This is a genomic window from Aquibium pacificum, from assembly GCF_040839445.1.
GTDB lineage: Bacteria > Pseudomonadota > Alphaproteobacteria > Rhizobiales > Rhizobiaceae > Aquibium > Aquibium pacificus.
In genome coordinates, this window is sequence record NZ_JBDPGJ010000008.1 from 210,526 (window position 1) to 228,903 (window position 18,378).

Annotated in this window: 18 protein-coding genes, 1 tRNA gene and 3 pseudogenes; 8 read left to right on the top strand and 14 right to left on the bottom strand. The window is 60.2% G+C overall.

The window, feature by feature from the left end:
- Positions 1-13 precede the first annotated feature (13 nt).
- Positions 14-571: a hypothetical protein gene (locus ABGN05_RS27225; RefSeq protein WP_367957173.1), complete on the bottom strand. Its 558-nt coding sequence runs from the start codon at positions 569-571 to the stop codon at positions 14-16.
- A gap of 122 nt (positions 572-693) precedes the next feature.
- Between ABGN05_RS27225 and ABGN05_RS27230 the strand changes: the two genes are divergently transcribed.
- The 3 genes from ABGN05_RS27230 to ABGN05_RS27240 all read left to right on the top strand — a co-directional run bounded on the left by ABGN05_RS27230 (position 694) and on the right by ABGN05_RS27240 (position 4,097).
- On the top strand, positions 694-2,523 hold the full coding sequence (locus tag ABGN05_RS27230; protein ID WP_367957174.1) for a PHA/PHB synthase family protein: 1,830 nt from the start codon (positions 694-696) through the stop codon (positions 2,521-2,523).
- A 279-nt stretch (positions 2,524-2,802) separates the two neighbouring features.
- Positions 2,803-3,948, top strand: coding sequence for a D-Ala-D-Ala carboxypeptidase family metallohydrolase (locus ABGN05_RS27235; protein WP_367957175.1), 1,146 nt, complete (start codon positions 2,803-2,805; stop codon positions 3,946-3,948).
- A 73-nt stretch (positions 3,949-4,021) separates the two neighbouring features.
- A tRNA-Glu gene (locus ABGN05_RS27240) sits at positions 4,022-4,097 on the top strand.
- Positions 4,098-4,162: 65 nt separating this feature from the next.
- Here the strand turns inward: ABGN05_RS27240 and ABGN05_RS27245 are convergent.
- The 4 genes from ABGN05_RS27245 to ABGN05_RS27260 form a co-directional block, all read right to left on the bottom strand.
- On the bottom strand, positions 4,163-5,098 hold the full coding sequence (locus ABGN05_RS27245) for a tyrosine-type recombinase/integrase (RefSeq protein ID WP_367957176.1): 936 nt from the start codon (positions 5,096-5,098) through the stop codon (positions 4,163-4,165).
- A 415-nt stretch (positions 5,099-5,513) separates the two neighbouring features.
- The gene (locus tag ABGN05_RS27250; protein WP_367957177.1) at positions 5,514-6,014 is read right to left on the bottom strand and encodes a hypothetical protein; all 501 of its coding nucleotides are present in this window, start codon (positions 6,012-6,014) and stop codon (positions 5,514-5,516) included.
- Positions 6,015-6,124: 110 nt separating this feature from the next.
- Positions 6,125-6,601: a hypothetical protein gene (locus tag ABGN05_RS27255; RefSeq protein WP_367957178.1), complete on the bottom strand. Its 477-nt coding sequence runs from the start codon at positions 6,599-6,601 to the stop codon at positions 6,125-6,127.
- 223 nt (positions 6,602-6,824) lie between these two features.
- Complete coding sequence (locus ABGN05_RS27260; RefSeq protein WP_367957179.1) at positions 6,825-8,882, bottom strand: phage/plasmid primase, P4 family; 2,058 nt, start codon at positions 8,880-8,882, stop codon at positions 6,825-6,827.
- Positions 8,883-9,291: 409 nt separating this feature from the next.
- Here ABGN05_RS27260 and ABGN05_RS27265 point away from each other — a divergent pair, with 409 nt between their 5' ends.
- Entirely contained in the window at positions 9,292-9,480 is a 189-nt protein-coding gene (locus ABGN05_RS27265; RefSeq protein ID WP_367957180.1) for a hypothetical protein, read from the top strand.
- A 35-nt stretch (positions 9,481-9,515) separates the two neighbouring features.
- Here ABGN05_RS27265 and ABGN05_RS27270 read toward each other — a convergent pair whose 3' ends face one another.
- The 7 genes and pseudogenes from ABGN05_RS27270 to ABGN05_RS27300 form a co-directional block, all read right to left on the bottom strand.
- Entirely contained in the window at positions 9,516-9,782 is a 267-nt protein-coding gene (locus ABGN05_RS27270; RefSeq protein ID WP_367957200.1) for a hypothetical protein, read from the bottom strand.
- A gap of 430 nt (positions 9,783-10,212) precedes the next feature.
- The gene (locus ABGN05_RS27275) at positions 10,213-10,833 is read right to left on the bottom strand and encodes a hypothetical protein (RefSeq protein ID WP_367957181.1); all 621 of its coding nucleotides are present in this window, start codon (positions 10,831-10,833) and stop codon (positions 10,213-10,215) included.
- A 53-nt stretch (positions 10,834-10,886) separates the two neighbouring features.
- Positions 10,887-11,117 carry a hypothetical protein gene (locus ABGN05_RS27280; protein WP_367957182.1) on the bottom strand — a complete coding sequence of 77 codons (231 nt, stop codon included), beginning with the start codon at positions 11,115-11,117 and terminating at the stop codon, positions 10,887-10,889.
- Between the two features lie 15 nt (positions 11,118-11,132).
- Positions 11,133-11,762 (bottom strand): hypothetical protein, encoded by a 630-nt coding sequence (locus ABGN05_RS27285; protein ID WP_367957183.1) that lies wholly within the window; start codon positions 11,760-11,762, stop codon positions 11,133-11,135.
- 348 nt (positions 11,763-12,110) lie between these two features.
- Positions 12,111-12,329: a hypothetical protein gene (locus tag ABGN05_RS27290; RefSeq protein ID WP_367957184.1), complete on the bottom strand. Its 219-nt coding sequence runs from the start codon at positions 12,327-12,329 to the stop codon at positions 12,111-12,113.
- Positions 12,330-12,395: 66 nt separating this feature from the next.
- Positions 12,396-12,590, bottom strand: coding sequence for a hypothetical protein (locus ABGN05_RS27295; protein WP_367957185.1), 195 nt, complete (start codon positions 12,588-12,590; stop codon positions 12,396-12,398).
- 115 nt (positions 12,591-12,705) lie between these two features.
- Positions 12,706-13,530, bottom strand: a pseudogene (locus tag ABGN05_RS27300) (IS3 family transposase); the annotation flags it as partial.
- A gap of 74 nt (positions 13,531-13,604) precedes the next feature.
- Between ABGN05_RS27300 and ABGN05_RS27305 the strand changes: the two are divergent.
- A pseudogene (locus tag ABGN05_RS27305) lies at positions 13,605-14,639 on the top strand (IS110 family RNA-guided transposase).
- 259 nt (positions 14,640-14,898) lie between these two features.
- Here the strand turns inward: ABGN05_RS27305 and ABGN05_RS27310 are convergent.
- Positions 14,899-15,180 (bottom strand): annotated as a pseudogene (locus tag ABGN05_RS27310) (transposase); the annotation flags it as partial.
- A gap of 634 nt (positions 15,181-15,814) precedes the next feature.
- Here ABGN05_RS27310 and ABGN05_RS27315 point away from each other — a divergent pair.
- From ABGN05_RS27315 to ABGN05_RS27325, 3 genes are read left to right on the top strand one after another with little or no spacing between them, the layout of a single operon-like run.
- Positions 15,815-16,255, top strand: coding sequence for a sugar phosphate nucleotidyltransferase (locus ABGN05_RS27315; RefSeq protein WP_367957186.1), 441 nt, complete (start codon positions 15,815-15,817; stop codon positions 16,253-16,255).
- Entirely contained in the window at positions 16,182-16,751 is a 570-nt protein-coding gene (locus tag ABGN05_RS27320; RefSeq protein WP_367957187.1) for a GtrA family protein, read from the top strand. The genes ABGN05_RS27315 and ABGN05_RS27320 overlap by 74 nt, the downstream gene beginning before the upstream one ends.
- 6 nt (positions 16,752-16,757) lie before the next feature.
- Entirely contained in the window at positions 16,758-17,540 is a 783-nt protein-coding gene (locus ABGN05_RS27325) for a class I SAM-dependent methyltransferase (protein WP_367957188.1), read from the top strand.
- Positions 17,541-18,166: 626 nt separating this feature from the next.
- Here ABGN05_RS27325 and ABGN05_RS27330 read toward each other — a convergent pair.
- Positions 18,167-18,378 (bottom strand): hypothetical protein (locus tag ABGN05_RS27330; RefSeq protein ID WP_367957189.1); only part of this gene is annotated, 212 nt, incomplete at its 5' end.

An 18,378-nucleotide genomic window follows, 5' to 3' on the forward strand; every position in this document is an offset into this window, starting at 1 on the left:
AGGGTCGATAGCGTCACTCGCCCTCGATCTCCTTCAGGGCCTTCGCACCGTGGGTGGCTCCCAGCTTTCGCAGGTCATCCATATCCTTCTTCTCCACCGTGGTGCGTTCCAGATCCTTGCCCTGCCCGCGCGCGGCCGACTTCAGGTCGCGCTCGGCCTCCCTGGTCTCGCTTCTCGCAAGCTGTTCGGCGGCGCTGCGCCGCGGGATGTTGAGATTGGGATACTGGCCGGTGCTCGCCGGAGCGGAGGGGCCGACCCCCACAAGGCCCGACCCGGTCGCTGCCGGGGGCGGCTGCTCCGTCACCGCCTCCGCCGCGACCGGATCACCGGCTGCAGGTTCGACCGAAGTCGCATCGGCCAGCGAAGAAGGCGTGGCAGGGGCTGGCAGAAGGGCGGCGGGCTGCGCCGTTGCCGGATCGTTGGATGCCAGCGCTGCTGCCGGAACGGCCTCCTCAATGGAAACGCTCGCGCAGCCCGGAAGCAGGATCGAACCGGCCAGAAGCGCGCCGGATGCGACGATACGACCGCTGCGGGGCAGGCAAAAACGATATCGAGGACGGCTAAGGGACATATTGTCTTCCCGACCATACCTTAGGGAAGCCGGAGTCCGGCGGCCCCCGGGGAGTTGGACCCGTATGGTCGTCACATGATATTGTGTCAAGAAAGCGCCTGCCCGGAGGAGATGCAACCGAAATGACCCGTCCTGAGGACAAGAAGGATTCGTCGCGCCAGCCCTCTTCGGCCGACCAGTACTTGATCAAGGATCCCGAACTCTTCGCCCGAAATCTGGCACGCATGATCGAGAACGCGGGAAAGGCAGCCTCAGCCTGGGTCACGCCGCGCGAACGCGGCGAGGTGCGTGACAGCATGGCCGAGCCGATGGCCGACATGGTCAAGACGTTTTCCAAGGTCAGCGAGTATTGGCTCTCCGATCCCTCCCGCGCTCTGGAGGCCCAGACGAAGCTGTTCTCAAGCTATATGACCATCTGGGCCAATGCCGTCAGAAAGCTGAGCGGAGAGGAGGTTCCTTCCCCGGCGGAGCCGGAAAAGGGCGACAAGCGCTTCCAGGACCCGGACTGGAGCACGCATGCGTTCTTCGACTTCCTGAAGCAGGTGTACATCGTGACCACCCGCTGGGCGAACGACCTGGTGCAGAACGCGGAAGGGCTCGACGAGCACACGCGCCACAAGGCGAATTTCTACGTCAGGCAGGTCTCGCAGGCGATCTCGCCGTCGAATTTCATCCTCACCAATCCGGAACTCTTCCGCGAGACGGTTTCCAGCCATGGCGAGAACCTGGTCAAGGGCATGCAGATGCTGGCCGAGGACATCGCTGCCGGCAAGGGCGAACTGAAGCTGCGCCAGGCCGACTACACCAAGTTCGCGGTCGGCAAGAACATCGCGACGACGCCGGGCAAGGTGATTGCCCGCAGCGACCTCGCGGAAATTATCCAGTACGACCCGACGACCAAGAAGGTGCTGAAGCGGCCGCTGCTCATCTGCCCGCCGTGGATCAACAAGTACTACATCCTCGACCTGAACCCGCAAAAGTCGTTCATCGCCTGGGCGGTGGAACAGGGACACACCGTCTTCGTCATTTCCTGGGTCAATCCGGACGAGCGGCACGGCTTCAAGGACTGGGAGGCCTATATCGACGAGGGCCTCAACTTCGCGCTCGAGACGATCGAGAAGGCGACCGGCGAGCGGGAGGTCAACGCGATCGGCTATTGCGTCGGCGGCACGCTCCTGGCCGCCGCTCTAGCGCTCATGGCGAAGGAGGGCGACGACCGCATCCGCTCGGCGACCTTCTTCACCACCCAGGTGGACTTTACCCATGCCGGCGATCTCAAGGTCTTCGTCGACGAGGAGCAGGTCGCGGCGGTGGAACGGGCGATGAAGGAGAAAGGGTATCTCGACGGTACGCGCATGGCGACGGCCTTCAACATGCTACGCGCCGGAGACCTCATCTGGCCCTACGTGGTCAGCAACTACATGCGCGGGAAGGATCCAATGCCGTTCGACCTGCTCTACTGGAACGCCGATTCGACCCGCATGGCGGCGGCGAACCACTCCTTCTACCTGCGCAACTGCTACATGAACAACGCACTCTCGCAGGGAACCATGATGCTGGCCGGCAAGAAGGTGGCGTTGCACGACATCACCATTCCCGTCTTCAATCTCGCCGCGCGCGAGGATCACATCGCCCCCGCGCGCTCGGTCTTCGCCGGCTGTTCCTTCTTCGGCGGCGACGTCGAGTATGTCATGGCCGGCTCGGGACATATCGCCGGCGTGGTCAATCCGCCGGCGATGAAGAAATACCAGTACTGGACCGGCGGCAAGCCGGGCGGCGATTTCGACGGCTGGGTCGCGACCGCAAAGGAAAACCCGGGTTCGTGGTGGCCTTATTGGCAGGAATGGATCGCCAAGCAGGACGACACCCGCGTCCCGGCCCGCAAGCCGGGCGCGCGCGGCATGCCCGTCCTCGCCGAGGCGCCCGGCACCTACGTGGCAGTTCGCGTCTGATTTGTAATGAGATGTAACTGTCTGTGATTTGGACGGTGGTGCCATCCCGCACATTCTGCCTGTATGTATCGTGCGTCGTTTCTGCAACTCTCCGTTAATATTTCCTTGATTGACGGAGGCCGGTTCGCGGCGGCCAGGACCTCGATTCGAAGGCCCGGCTGAATTCTTTCTTCCCGGATTTCGGGGTGCAGGACGCTTCCGCCGGAAGCGCCAAGGGGGTCAAGCTTGAGATCAGTCGCAACGCTTCTTGCGGGCGCGAAGCTTCGGACAGCCTCATGCGTGCTGGGTGCGACCCTCCTGGCATCCTGCACGGTCACGTCCGGCCCAAACCTTGAAGTCGCCGCGCCGGGATATGCCGGCGGAACGCCCTCGCTCGCCGGGGTGCTCACCCAGGCCGAAGCAGAGCTCTCCGCGAACGCAGCGGCCGGCGAAGCGCCCGAAGGGGGCGCATCGGGCAGCCCGCAGATCGCGCAAGGCGATTCGGACCCGCAGGCCGATGCGGAGGCACAACCCCTGCCCGACCAGGTCGCGTCGCTCCCCGAACGGAAGCCCGGCGACCAGTCCGTTGCGGCGGGAACGGCTCCGGCGGCCGACGAGAAGCCGGTCGAGGTTGCCCTGGCCGCCGTGCCGGCGCCCGAACCCGTGGCCGGCGCCGCCCAGCCGGAAGCCTCCGCAGCGGCGGCCGAGATAAAGCCCACGGCATTCATCGAGAACGGTCCCGGCCCCTCCCCCGCGCCGCAGGAAAAGAAGCGCGGCTTCTTCAACTCGCTCTTCGCCAGCCAGCCCGCGGCCGCGGAGACACCCAGTCCCATCGTCGAGCTGAAGCAGCGCCCGACTGCCGAAGCAAAGAAGCCCCTCGCGACCGAGAAGCCGATAATCTCCCTGGCCTCCACGGGCGGCACGGCCGAGGCGGCCCGACCGGTGTTTTCCGGCGATGCGCTGCCCGGCGTCCGTCAGGACTCGCTCTTCGAGATCACCCGCAAGTCCGGCATGGACGATATCTCCGACATCGACCTGCACGAGGAGGACGGCCCGATCCAGATCGCGTCGGCCGCCGGCCTGGCGCGGCTCGCGCCCAACGGCCTGATCAAGCAGACGGAGGGCGTGGACGTCGGTTGCCTGAAGCCCTCGCTCGTGCGGGTGCTCAAGTCCGTCGAGCAGCATTTCGGCAAGCGCATGATCGTCACGTCGGGCTATCGCAGCCCGGAGCGCAACCGGCGCGCGCGCGGCGCGAAGAACTCGCTGCACATGTACTGCGCCGCCGCCGACGTGCAGGTGCCGGGCGTCAGCAAGTGGGAACTGGCCAAGTTCGTCCGATCCATGCCCGGGCGCGGCGGCGTCGGAACCTATTGCCACACCAACTCGGTCCACGTCGACGTCGGGCCCGAGCGCGACTGGAACTGGCGCTGCCGGCGGCGCGGATAAAAATTCTCGCGCGCGCGGCGTTGCGGGTTGCCCCTCTGCGGGAAGCTGACTATAAGGCCGCACGTTCTGCCATGCGCCCATCGTCTAGCGGTCTAGGACGCCGCCCTTTCACGGCGGAAACAGGGGTTCGATTCCCCTTGGGCGTACCATCCGGCCGTTTCGGCCTAATGGTTTCAATGACTTGTGAGTGATTTTGTCTAACGGACTTGGGTTGTTAGACAGTTTTTGTTCCCTTTTCGTCTTCTGGGATTAAGTGTGCAATCGATTCCATGGCGGAGTGAGCAGCCGTCTTTCGGTTCGCAGCTTCGACATATGTCTGCACCTCAGCCAGGTTTCTGTGGCCGCTGATGGACATGATGTCGGTCGCGCTTCGTCCCGCGTCAGCGAGACGAACACAGGCGGCCTTGCGCAGCCCATGGGGCGACAAGCCTGTCGGTAAGCCGGCGCCCTTTACCATATCGTGGAACCAGTTGGTGAAACCGGCCTCCGTGAAGGGCTTCCCTTGTGCCGTCATCAGGAACGCCAGGTTTTCGCGCTTGAGTGCACCGAGCACCTCAGCAAAGCGACCTACCACGGGAATCGCGACCTCTGTTCCGGTCTTGGACTGCCGGATCGTCAGGAACCCGCCGCGCACATGCTGCCAACCCATGCGAACGATATCCGATCGCCGTTGAGCTGTGAGCAGCAGCAGATCCATTGCAAGCCGCGCCCGAGTTCCTTTCGGATGCTTCGTGTAGTATATTGCGATCTCGTCCTCGGTCCATGTGCGGAAACCCGTAGAGCGGTCCCGCAGCTTTTTGATGCCAACCGTCGGATTATCAGCGCGGAACCTCTTCTTTACAGCAAAGCTCATCAGGATCTTGAGCGTCTTGCGCAAGCGGTTCGCTGCTGCAGGCCGATCAGCCTTCTCAGCGATCAGCTTCTCGATGTGGTCTGTCGTCAGTCCCGCGACGGGCTTGTCACCGTGCTGGGCCCTGAAGCGCTCAATGTCGTTGCGATAAGTACGCTGCGTTATCGGCGCGAGATTGTTGAACTCCGGCGTCTGATAGTACTTTACGATCAGATCGGAGAAGCTGCCGGGGATGGTCCTGCTCCTACCAATCTCGACGATCTGCCGTTCGCCCGATATGGCCTTCGTATAGACTTCCATGAACTGCTCCGACCACACCGGAAGGGGCAAGTTCACGCCATGCATTAAATATCCCGGCCGACGAAACTGAGCCCGCAACACCCCGCGGGAGTCGATGTACGGGCCTTTGACGTACTTCGGCTTATTTTTTCTCGGTGGCATCGAAGTATTCGTCCCATTCGTTGGCTGGCGTATCGTCATTTGCCGGGATCGTAGACGGCGCCGTGGTATCGAAATGCACGAGGACGATCCGACCATCGTTCGTGATTTCACTCCGAAGGATGGGCAGATCGCAGGCCCTTGCCGCGCGTATGGCTCGCTGGAAATCCGCTTGCTTGAAAGTTTTCGGCATATTGGGCATAGACGTAACCACGCGCTGTTTATGAAGTTTCCGCGCCGGCAACGTCACTTGGACGTGACCGGCGCAGGTTCGCAGCTACGACGCCAGATGGTGTCGCGGATCCTTAAACTCTTCTTGGAGGTAATCCCAAAAATATTCCGGGGCGCTAAAAACTTCTGGATATGCCTCCTGTACGGGAAACTCGTCTACCTGTTCATCAATACAGGATAGTATGATGGGGCCGTGATCAAGGTATTCTGGAAGTTCTGCAAAAGCTGTTTTCCATTCACGGATATGGAAGCGGCCGTGCAGGCATTTGAACACCGCCCATGTCATGCCAAAACGTTTGAACGTGGAGCAGGGTTTGATCACCTCGAAGCAAACAGGGCCGTTGGCCGTCTGGAGTGTAACACTCCCAGCGAACATGACGCCCGGGTGCTGAAGGATTTCCGGAAGAATGGCATCTGCGAGATGTAGTTGCCTGCCCTGCTCCGAGATCGGTTTAGGCAGCCTACCATCCCCACTCATTCTTGAAACGGTCCTTTCGGATACATTGAGCCAGCTAGCAATCTGCGTATTGGAAAGCATATGTGACATGTTTTGATACCTTTTATCTGAATGGTATGCCGAATTCACTCTCGCAATTACTCACAAGTGAGAGCGACAAACGCTGTGTTGGAATATATCGTTACTATTATTTCATCGCATCACCTCGTCTCCCTGAATTTTCGCCACAGCCGATGTACAGGCGGGAACAGGTTCATCTGCTCGAGAAGATCGATCCTTTCCCGTACGGCGCCCTCGGTAACTGCATCATCAAACAGACCCATTTGCTGGAGCCAGCAGGCAGCAAGCTGCCAATCGGAAATCCGGCCGCCCGATAGCCATTCCGCGATCCGATCCGGCCGATAGTAGATGCGATTGCCTCGCCCCTTCTTCATCGGCTCAGGCCTTGGACCGGTATCCCTCATTCGCCAGTTCGCCAGCGATTGAAGGGATGTTCCGAGCATGTGGGCGGCAGCGCGACTTGGAATTGGTCGCCATGGCGGCAACTGTGTATTCAGTGCGTTGGCGATGAATAGTTGGCCATTGAGCTTCTTGGCGACGCCGGCAAGTGTCCAGTCTGTTCGCTCGACCAGTTGGCGCATCTGCATTTTGTCGGTGTTTGTTGATGTGTCAGTCAAAACTTCTCCCTTCGGCGAATGCGCCGTCTGAGACCGCATTCGTGCCGTTGTTCGTCGTGTTGAAGTCGGGGTTCGGCGGCGCGAGAGCCAACACGGATGTTGCGCACGGCCGTAGGTTCTCGGAGGATGTAGGGAATGTAGCCTCTTCCCTATCTGTCTCCTTATCTTTCTAATTTTAGAGAGATAGGAAATAGACTACATAACCTACACAAACCCCGGCGGATCAAGCGGCCTTCAAGCGGATCCCAACCCATTGCTGACCGGCAGAGACCCTCTTCTGGCACAACCCGCACGTTCTCTCGATTGCCGCCTTGAAGGCTCGCTCACTCATCCGGCCTGCCCGCTCAAGAAAAAGCCACTCCTCGAAGGCACCGAAGAGAGATCGGGCCGCCACATTGGCTTCATCCGCCAGTTCGCAGCAATCCCTCACGAACCGAAGCACCAGGTTGCGATCTTCGACCATTTCGTCCGTCTTGCGCCGAACGTCACTGGGTACATTCAGCCCTTGCGCACGGTATTCCTGATAGCCTCGGAGCAGCAGGTTCATGATACCGGGTGCTTCGTTCCTCAGCTTGCTTTCCAAGTGCTTGTCTACGGCGTCGTCGGGAACAACATTTTCGAACGGAACGAACTGCAGCCGACGCGCAATCCCGGTGTCGCTTCCATCGAATAGCGGTGCGAAATTCGAAACCATGACGATCAGCGCATTGAAGTCGAACTCGAAGTACTCCTTGTGCAGAAAGCGGGCCTTCATTCGTTCACCGCCCGTCATTCGCTTGACCAGCGCAGCATCGAGTTTTTGATCCGCGCTGAGTTCAGAGGTCGTCACCAGCCGCGCTCCATTCAGGTCCGCCACATCGTTGTTGATGGCGGACTGGTTTTGCTGGCGCATGAACGTCTCGGGATTGGCAGTCCTTGCATAACCGCCAAGAGCATGGCGGATCGCCTCGGCTATTGTCGACTTGCCGTTCTTGCCCGGACCAACAAGGATCGCCAGTACCTGCTCGCCACCGGCCCCCGACAGGGAGTAGCCATAGAGACGGAGGAGGAAGCCGGCGCAATCCTCGTCGAGTGCGTCGCCAAGCACTTTAGAGAACAACGGCGCTTCGGCAGCCGGATCGTAGTCATAGGGAAGAACCACCCGCAGCCTGTCTGCCGGATCATGTTCGCGAAGTTTCATCGTACGCAGGTCGAGAGTTCCGTTCTGGAAATTCAAAAGATGGGCGTGATCCGACCACTCGGAGGTATCGACGATGCTGGGCGTAGAGCGTGCCAGCTTGGCGATGTTCCCGATGGGAGCACTCCGCCGGAGGCCATTCACCTTCCTTGAATATTCGGTCCGCATTTCTGCACTAAGCGTCAAGTCGGTGTCGAAACGGTCCTGAAGCTTGTCGAGTAGCAGCTTTACCGTTTCCTGGACCTTCAAGCCCTCCTGATCCTGCTCCCAGACCTTGTCGTTGAAGCCGAGCCAGCCATGCGAAGGGCTGTAGCGGAACCTGTCCCGACATCCTTCGGCAAAGATGTTTGCGACCCCCTGCTCGGTGAGATCCCAAGCTGGTTGGTAGCGAGACACGCTCTGCGCGATGCTTTCGACTTCATCGGTGGGCAGCGGGTCTTCCAGCTGACCGTTCAGCGCCTGAAGCTCGTCATTCATTCGGCCGACATCGGCCCCGTTTCGGCGCAGCCGTCCCGCGATGCTCGTGAGCGAGGAATTTCGATTGCCTGGCTGGATGATGGAGGTCTTCGCTACTCGGGAAGGTTTGGTCATCAAGCGCGCGACGAGTTCCGGTGCTTCCACGACTGGCAGCGAATTCTCCCACTCGTATCGTTCTCCGCACTTGTGGAGAGACGGAGGCGCTACAACGAGGCCACCGTCTCCGCGGATATCAAGCCCCGAGCCAAGTCTCCCAGCGCTATTGCGCAGCTGCATCCCGGGCGGATAGCGGAAATAAAAGTGATAGCCTCCCGAACCGGTCCGCGCTGTCAGCGTTTCTGGGAGATCTATCTCTTCACGAAGCTGCTTGAGGGATTTCAGACCATCGTTCTTAACGTCCACATCGAGAACGAAGATGCCAAAGTAGGACCCAGTTGCAATTCCGATGTTTGCATCTGGCCGCTGACAAAACAATTGGCGTATCTGGTCAGGGTCGGTGGTAGCAGCCTTTTGCCAACCTCTAATGAGCGGCTTCTTCCCAGCGTCCGGTCCCCCCATTAGCGGGCTTGTGACCGGGAAAACTCCGAAGCTATTGATTTCTGCGAGTTGGAGCGCGAATTGTAGCATGTGTATTTTGGTTTCCTATCTGTTTTCGGGTAACGCCATTTGAGATGGTAATGATTACCGTGATCGCCAGAGGTGATCTTCAAAGACCCCGGGGTAATTCCATTTCGTTGCGGATATTTACCGACCTCCATGCTCTCTTCAGCGGCACTGCGGCCCAAAATGCTCCTTCCACGATTGGTGGAGAGAGACAGCGGCAGAGCTAGCTTGAACGCATCTGCATTCTGATTTATCTCGTCGGTTGCCCCCTTCTTTTCGTTGCGTCCACAGCAAGTCATAATGGAGACATACGATTTCGAGAGGTAATCTGTGCTCATCCTATAGTACTGGCTATTTTATGCCCCTGGGCCTTCGTCACGATGTGCTCTGTTCCCCGGAAACAGGGCCGTTCGAAATCCGCGGAAACGCGCGCTTGGTTGGGAGGGCGTACGACGATGAAGGCATCGAATTTCTCGGACGCGCAGAAGGCGGTCATTCTGATGCCGAGACAAGGCGGCTGAAGCAGCTTGAGGCCGAGGAGAACGGCAAGCTGCGGAAGCAGATCGCCTATGTCTCACTTGACAAGGAGACGTTCCAGGTCGCGATCCACGATGAGCCTTGAGGGCTGGTCGCAAAAGACCGATACGTCGACCGACGCTACAAGTCCCGCCGCCGCGACCGGTCCGGCCTGGTGGCTCGGATCAATAGCTGCGCGGCCAACTTCGATGCGGGCGATGATGCGCTCGATGCGGCTCCAACTGCCGGCGCCGTCGAGAACCCCGTTGGATCGGCCGACCTTGCCCGTCTTCGCTTGCCATGCTCGCGCAGAGTTGTGGTTGGCGTCACGCCGAGGATGAAGTCGATAGCGTTGGCGTAACACCAGTCGATGGCGGCAGGGCTGCAACGCTGGCTGTCAGTCCGGATGAGGAGCCGGGTGTTGGGCCACTTGCTCGGATAGCCCGCGCAAGACGGCGCAGGCGGCCGTGGATTTCAGCCCCGCTCGGCCGCCGAATGCCACGATCGGCTGGAGCCATGTTCGTCATGATGGAGATCGAATAGGCAAAGCTCCAGCCGCGAGTGCACGGCGTCAAAGAGGTCGTCGAGCACGATCCCCGCCAAGACCGGCCGAAAGGAAGCGCCATAGAGGTCGATGAGCGCCGGCCCAGCGTAACCAGCTCCCGCGAGGCGGGTTATCCATTGGCACATCGCCGACCGAACGCAGCCGGTGGCATCGTTGCCATCCTATTGACCGGCGGCGTTCACCTTCATGCGGAAGCCGATCATGTCAGCCAGGCCATGGCCAACATGATCTGGTAGCACGTTACCTCGATGTAGCGTGCGAGACGCGCCTGGCCTAATATCCCCACAGATCGATCCGGATGGCGTCGATCTGCTCCTGCGATATGGTCGGCACGAACTCCGCTTTCGACACGTTCTTCCCTTGATACTCAAACTCCAGCGGCATTGCGCCCACAACGTCCAACACGGAGGATATTTCCGCGATAAGTTCGTCCAGACGCGCCTTGAGTCCAAACAGCAGCGCCTTTGCAACCGGATCCCTCTGATCGATGGCGAGCATGCGCAACAGATCGAAATCTTTGATCCACATGATCTCCCCAGGGCTTCGGTAACCACCATAGGCCCCGGACGTGGCATGATTGATGAACGAGGGTGTGAAGTCCGCCTGGAAGTAGATCCCACACTGGCCGCCGATACTGCGAACCTCAACATTCCCTCTCATATTTCTATACGCATCGATGAACACGCGTGGCTTTCGGCCCTGAGCGAGGAAGTTTGCGTTCCAGTTTTGTGGGTCGAGCAACTCGCCTACGTACGCTCGGTGGATACCGTAGTCGAAGTGGTCCCTCTGCAGCATCCATGCGAGGTCATACCTGACCTTGTTGTTACGAGCACGCTTTCGGGCCAAGGCAAGGTAGTCAGCACCCGACATGGTCGGGTCATGTTTCCAGTCCATGATTTTCATTCCTGATTTTTATAGCGTATTCTCAAGCCGGACAGACGCCGGCTTTACTGTCGCGATCGGTTAAATCGCCCGATGACCGCGGATATGTCCGGGTTCATGTGAGCATTGCACCGCTGGAGCAACGCGACGGCATCTTTGACAACAACGAATGACGAGGCGAGCGCGTGCATGTCCTCATCATCGTAGTGAAGGTCGAGTTCGGTCACGAACTCCAACGTCAAGGCGCTGATGGTCTCCTTGTCGCGATCGGTCAGCTGATAGGCATTTTTCGACATGGTTTCCGATCCTTCCTAGGCAGCCAGCTGCAGCTGCTCGGTCTCGTCGAGATCGACCATCCGGTCGGCCAGCCACTTGGCCACCACATTCAGCTCTTCCGGATTGAGGCCGGAAAGGACTGCGATTGCGTGATCAGTCGGCGACCGCTCCGCTTCCGTCTTGTCGGTCGCCTCGGGTTGCCGCTTGGCGGCCGACTCCACCGCGTCCGGCTCCACCGGCTCAGGCTCCACCGCCGGCATGTCCTCCACCGATGTAAAGTGCGCCAGTGCGGTATAGTCTTTCTGGTTTGTCACCTTGAGCCCCATCATGTGCTGATCCAGCACCTTCTGGACGTAGGCCAGCGCCTCATCCAAGCCGAGTTCCACGACCGCTTTGCGGTGAGTGTCGGCGAACGTGCTGGCGAAGACCTTCTCTGCGAGGCTCCAGCAATTCCGGTAGGTACTGGACGGCTTGTCCTGTCCAAAGACCTTGGTTGCCAGCACCGTTTTCTTGGTGCCCCGCGTCATGGCCAGTATCTGAGCCGCGGTGTAGGCGATCCATGCGCGTTCGGCTTTCTGCAACCGCGCTGCCAGTCCCGCGATCGTGTAACCCTTGCTTTCCGTTGTCATCGTCTTTCCCTTTTCCGTTTGTGCTGAACTCAGCAACTTTTCCGTTTGACACACCTCTCCCGTTGCCCCGCGAGGGGGCTGGTTGAGACCGGTGGCTGGCGGAGCCGATGTCCATCGCTTCCGTGTTCATAGAATACCCCGGATGGGGCTCAGTACAAGCGAAGGGGTATACGAATTTCTGAGCAAAATCAGTGTCTTAGGGGGCTGAATAGTGCCACACATACTGCAACTAAATTTTGCATTTTTCATCTAATATTACTCCGAATACAGAAAATGCGCCTCGAAAGGCGCCTTCTCATGTGCCGTTTCTTGATCCAAACCTAGTCCCAACTCGGTGTGCGGATCAACGGCATGACCCCGGGGGTCATTGCAGAATTCTGAAAATTAGTGTCTTGTCCCTCCTGTGAGCTCCAATTCAGTCAAAATCGGCGCGGTTTCGTTGATAATGGTGGCGAAAACCTCCATCGCGTCCGGCACCGACATCTCCGAAGCGAGTAAACGACCCACGGCGAAGAGCGCAGCGGCGGCGATATCCACCGCCTCGGCGCCCTCATCCAGGGCGATGTCGATCTGATCGTCGATCGCGTCCACAAGGTCATCCATTCTGGAGAGCCCCCGGCAGTGGTGATGCCTTCGGTTTCGTGGCGTTCTTGGCCCGGATCTTCTCGATCACGGCTCATCCTCGATCCGATCCAGCTCCTGAGCCCCCGACCGTTCCATATCCAGCCCGTTGGCCGCGCACAGAGCGGCCAGCGTGACCATCACGCCGCCGACCTCCTGATGAGGTTCGCCAAGATCCCGCACCGGCCGGCTGGAACGGAACAGATCCTTGATCCGCTGCCAGAGAGGGTGTCCCGTAGACATATGATCAGCCCCCTGCGGCTGGTCCAGTTCGAATGTTAACGCATGGTAGGCCGGGACGGCAGCGCGGGCGGCGGCGCTTGTCGGGGTTGCAGAGCCGCCGCGCGGTCATGGCAGGCACGAACACCTCCGGAGCCGGCGGCTTGTTAGCCCAAGGATCCGTGCGGCCTCACGGTGTTGAAGTGACGCCGCCAGCTTTCGATCACCCCCTGGGCTTCGCTGAGCGTGTAGAAGATCTCGCCGTCGAGGAGTTCATCCCGCAGGCGGGCGTTGAAGGACTCGATGAAGCCGTTCTCCCAGGGGCTGCCGGGAGCGATGTACGCGGTCTTCGCCCCGACGGCAGCGATCCATCTCTGGACGGACGTCGCAACGAACTCCGGCCCATTGTCGGACCGCACGTGCTCGGGCACCCCGCGCAGGATGAACAGGTCCGAGAGCACGTCGATGACGTCGGTTGAGTTGAGCTTTCGGTCGACCCGGATCGCGAGGCTCTCGTGGGTGAACTCGTCGATGAGGGTGAGCATCCGGTATTTCCATCCATCATGGGTGCGGTCCTCGACGAAGTCGTAGGAGCAGACATGGTTGGGCCGTTCGGCGCGCAGCCGGACGCACGAGTCGGCTCCGATCCAGAGGCGGCCCTTCTTTGGTTGTTTGGCGGGAACCTTCAGCCCTTCGCGTCGCAAGATCCGCTCGACCCGCTTGTCGTTGACGACCAGCCCGACTGGCTGCGCAGCAGCTCGGCGATCTTGCGATAGCCGTAGCGGCCATACTTGCGCACCAGCGCGATGATGTCGGCGGTGAGTTCCGCCTCGTCGTCACGGCCGAGCGGGACCCGGCGCTGGGTGGAGCGATGCTGTCCGAGAACCCGGCAGACCCGGCGCTCGGAGACCTTCAGCTCCGAGCGCACATGGTCGATGCAGGCGCGGCGACGCGAAGGGCTCAGATGGGGTATTCGGGGGCGTCGCGCTACGGGAGCCGTGGCAAGATGGCGCTCCGATCCAACGCGGGAGTCCCACCATGAGCCAGCAATACCACGTCGGTCTCGATACATCCGTGAAAGAGACCTCAATTTGCATCGTCGATTCCCACGGAGCGGTTATGCACCGTACGACCGTGGAGAGCCATCCCGAGACGATCAGCACCCACCTCATCGGTCTCGGACACAGCTACGCCCGTGTCGGTCTGGAGGCAGGACCGCTCTCGCCCTGGCTTTACGCCGGCTTGGTTGAGGCGGGACTGCCAGCGATCTGCGTCGAGACCCGGCATATGCACACCGCGCTCTCGGCTCGGATCAATAAGACCGATCGCAACGACGCGCTCGGCCTTGCGCAGATGATGCGGGTCGGCCTGTTCAAGCCTGTCCAAGTGAAGACGCCCGAAAGCCAGCAGCGTCGGCTGCTTCTAACCTCGCGCAAGCTCTTGCAGCGAAAGGCCTAAGACATCGAGAGCGACCTGCGCGGGCAGTTACGCAACTTCGGCCTGAAGGTCGGCGCCGTCGGGGCGGTCGGCTTCGAACAGCGCGTGCGCGATCTCGTGCTCGATCTTCCCTTCGCGGCCGCCGTGGTGCTGCCGCTGCTGGAGGCGCGCTCGGCATTGAGGACGCAACTGGCCAAGCTGCACAAGATTCTGCTCGACAAGGTACGTTCCGATCCGGTCTGCCGTCGGCTGATGACCGCGCCGGGCGTCGGACCAGTCGTCGCGCTCACCTATGGCACCTGCGTGGATACCCCGGCCCGGTTCGGGCGATCGCAGTACGTAGGTGCGCATTTCGGCCTGACGCCGCGGCTTTACCAATCCGGCGAGACGATGCGCGTCGGACGCGTCTCTAGGTGTGGGGACGCCATGATGCGCGCTGCACTTTATGAGGCGGCTCTCGTGCTGCTGACGGGCACGCGCGGCCGCTGGAACCCACTTAAGGCATGGAGTCTGGCTGTTGCCAAGCGGCGAGGCACGCAGAAGGCGCTCGTTGCCGTGGCGCGCAAGCTCGCGATCGTGCTGCATCGCATGTGGAGAGACGAAACGGACTTCCGTTGGTCGAATACAGCGGCCTAAGGCCTCCCATCGGCGTTACGCACCATCGAGCTCCTCCGGCGCGGAGGAGATCCCTGCGGGGATGACGGGAGTGGGTGAGACCGGGGAAACTCGAGCGTCGGTTCAGCCGAACGCGCGGCTTAGATGGCTCCGCCCATTCTCTCTGATCCCATCATGAGGCGGCACCGGCCGACCTCGGAGAGAAGCAAGAGCTCCGCAGGACCGTTTACGCGCAGATAGAGGATGCCTGCCAAACCGAGTTGACCAATGACCCCCGAATAGAGAAGAAGTTTCCCCTTCCCGCCTCCGCCAGGATCATCTTGTCGAGCGTGAGGTCGGAAACGGCGCGCCGCAGCCGCGCGTTCCCGGCCTCGAGATCCTTCAACCGCTTCACCTGATCCGACTTGAGGCCGCCGTACTCCCGCCGCCACCTATAGTGCGTCACCTCCGTCACACCGATCGCACGGACGGGCTCGGCGACGGACTGCCCCTGCGAAACCAGGACGTCCACCTGGCGCAGCTTGGCGACGATCTCTTCGGGCTTGTGGCGTTTCTTCCGCATCGGGTCCTCCTGATTGCCAAAAGACATACTTCAAGATGGACCAGTTCAAAGGGGGTGGATCAGACCGCCTCTGTCGTCGTGGCGCTGCCATGTAGAACCTACCCCATAGTGCATCCTTCCATTCATGCGAGAAGTGTGCACCACCAAAATCTGGGATCAAAAATCTACGCCTCGTTTGAAGTACCCCGATGCTTTCTGCCCGAGACTTACCACTAACAGGCAGGTATCAAGGCGATCTTCGGCGCTCGTCCGACTCTTGCCTGACGAGAAGGCATAGGATAGGCGAATTGGTATCGACAACGAGGGCCCGTGTATTGTAAAAGTTGGAATTCTCGTCGGCGGTCTCTGAGCTCGTCTCTCCGGAGGAGCCGAAGCCGCTGGTCGAAGTCGGGGGTCAACCGATCCTTGAGCAGATCGTCAAGATCTATGCAGCGTACGGGTTCACCGAATTCGCACGTGTTGTGGCTACAAGAGAATTCTGATCAAGGTTTACTTCGTAAATTACTATATGGAGAGTTGCGATATAACCGTTCATCTCTGCGAGAACAAGATAGACTTCCATGGCGACGCGAGCGACAAATGGACGTTTGCGCTGGTCGACACGGGATTGCACACCCCGACGGGAAGCCACATCATGCGTATCGCGCCCTACGTCAACGACGAGACCTTCTGCGTCACCTATGGCGACGGCCTGATCGACCTCAACCTTCGCAAGGTGGTGGAGTTCCATCGCCAGCATAGCAAGAAGGCGCCCGTCACGGCCGTCCCGTCGCCGGGACGGTTCGGCATACTCGAGATAGGTGGAAGCGAGAACGTCATCCTGTTCCATGAGCAGCCGGAAAAAGATTTCGGCTGGATCAACGGCGGCTTTTTCATTCTCGAACCGTCGATCTTCGACTATATTGAGGGTGACATGGCCACTTGGGAACGCCAACTTCCCGAAGGACTGGCTGCCGACGGAGACCTTTCCGCCTATCGCCATTCTGGCTTCTGGCGGGCTCATGGACACGCTGCGCGACCAGCGCGAACTGGAGGCGATTTGGAACTCGAACAAGGCCCATGGAAGGCTTGGTAGCGCGGTGAGCGATCCCCGCCCCGGTCATGGCAACGCGCTCGTCCGATCCATCGAGGGAATGTCCGCGAGCATCCTGCCGAAACGCCTGCATCGCCTTGTCCGGTTCGGCATATCCGGGCTGCTGGCCACCGGCCTCTATTTCGTTCTCGTCAATGTCGCGGTACTAACTTTCGGCACAGATCCAGCGTGGGCATCGGTCTACGCCTATCTGCTGTCGCTCCTGTTTTCCTACGCCATGCAGAGCCGGTTCACGTTCGGGGTGAAGGGTGATTCGCCGAGCCAGGTGCTGCGCTTCGGGCTGACATCCGTGGTCGGTCTCTCGGTGTCTTACTGGATTATTGTACTGAACGGCGCGCTCGAACTGCCCTTTGTAGTCGGTGCGCTTGGGGTCTGCATTCTTATCCCGGTCTGCAATTTCCTTGTATTCAAACACTGGGTCTTTGCGCGAGCCAAAGTTGCGGATTCGGCAACCACCGTAGAATCCGAGAGGGTCTGAGAGTCCATGATCAAGGCAAAGCTGGACAAAGGTCGACCGCCGACAGCGGCGGGTTCCGTCACACAGGAACAGGTGGCCAAGGATTTCGATCGGCTGACCGAGATTTACGAGCGCGACATCAACCAGGCCATCGCGTTCGCCGGGATGGAGCACATGTTCTTTATCGACAAGAAGCGCGAAAGCATCGTTCGTCTGGCGCAGGAGCGTTTCGGCGAAATCGACAAACTTGACGTGCTCGATCTCGGTTGCGGGCTCGGCGCCTATCATCCTGGCCTCGAAGGCGCCTTCCGAAGTCTTCACGGAGCGGATGTCTCCGCCAGAAGCGTCGAACTGGCGGCCGAGCGGCATCCGTTCGTGCACTATGTCAACTTCGACGGTGTCACGCTGCCCTATCCCGACGACAGTTTCGATCTCGCCTTTACGATCTGCGTCATGCACCATGTGCCGCCGGCGCAGTGGGACGGCTTCGTCGCTGAAATGAAACGCGTTCTGAAGCCGGGGGGCCTTGCGCTGGTCTACGAGCACAACCCTTACAACCCGGCGACGCAATATATCGTCCGTTCCTGCGACATCGACAAGGATGCAGTTCTGCTGACGCCGCGCAAGCTGCGTGGCCTGTTCGGGGCGGCCGGCTTCGACGAGGTCCAGACCCGCACGATCTTCTCCGTTCCTCCCAAGGGCGCCTTGTTGACCCAGATCGATTCCCTGTTCGGCCATCTGCCCTTCGGCGCTCAGTACTATCTTTCGGCGATCAAGGCCGGTCCGGCTGGACACGCCGCCTCTGTATGAGCCTATCCACCCTAATCCTCGAAATCATTTGGAACGTCGCGGCGAGACCGCCGGTTGTAGTCGTCGGCGGCGGACGCCGGGAGGGTGGGGGCGACGGTGATCGCGTCGGGCCGAGGGAGTGGTGAGCACATCTCCTTCGTGTCACGACGGAACCGTGCCGACCCACCGGTCTGGATCGACGCTACCCCAACGGGTTGAGGCGTCGAAACCGCTTCCACCGCGGTCTGGAGGGAGGGCAGGTCGGGCTGCGACATCGAGCTCCTTGCAGCGCGCCGTGAAGAGCCGCGTCGTTCGCCCCTGCGGCCGGACATCCGGCACGAGGCCCGCTATGCCAGCGGGCAGGGAACAGGTCAATCGCGATGGCTTGCGGCTAGGGCAATCGCTTGAACGTCTTTCCCGTTGAGTGAGGGCATTGTAAATGTAGTCGTCGTCCCATCCGAGTGTCTTCCTTCGAAACTTGATGTTGGCCTTGTCCAGTATGGTCTTGATGATGTTCATTCCGGCGTGGCGGATTGTGGCCATGTTTGCTGGTCAGTGCTCGGTGCGCAGGCGATTCGGGTGTCAATCGGCTCGGAATGGGGACCCTTGATCGGCGTGCAAACGGGGCTCTGACGCAATCTCGATGATCAGGCGGCGCCGATCAGCCTGGCTTGCAGGAGATCGAGCTTCCCGCGACCGTACATCTGGCGCTTCACCAGCTTGAGCCGTGTGATACCAACGGCCCGCTGATGTGACTCGACGGGGATTCCCAGATTGAAGCTGGCGTGATTCAAGGTGGCGTGGAGGACCTGCGCCATGCCGAGAACCGTCGAGGTCAAGCCGAGCCATACGCCGTCGC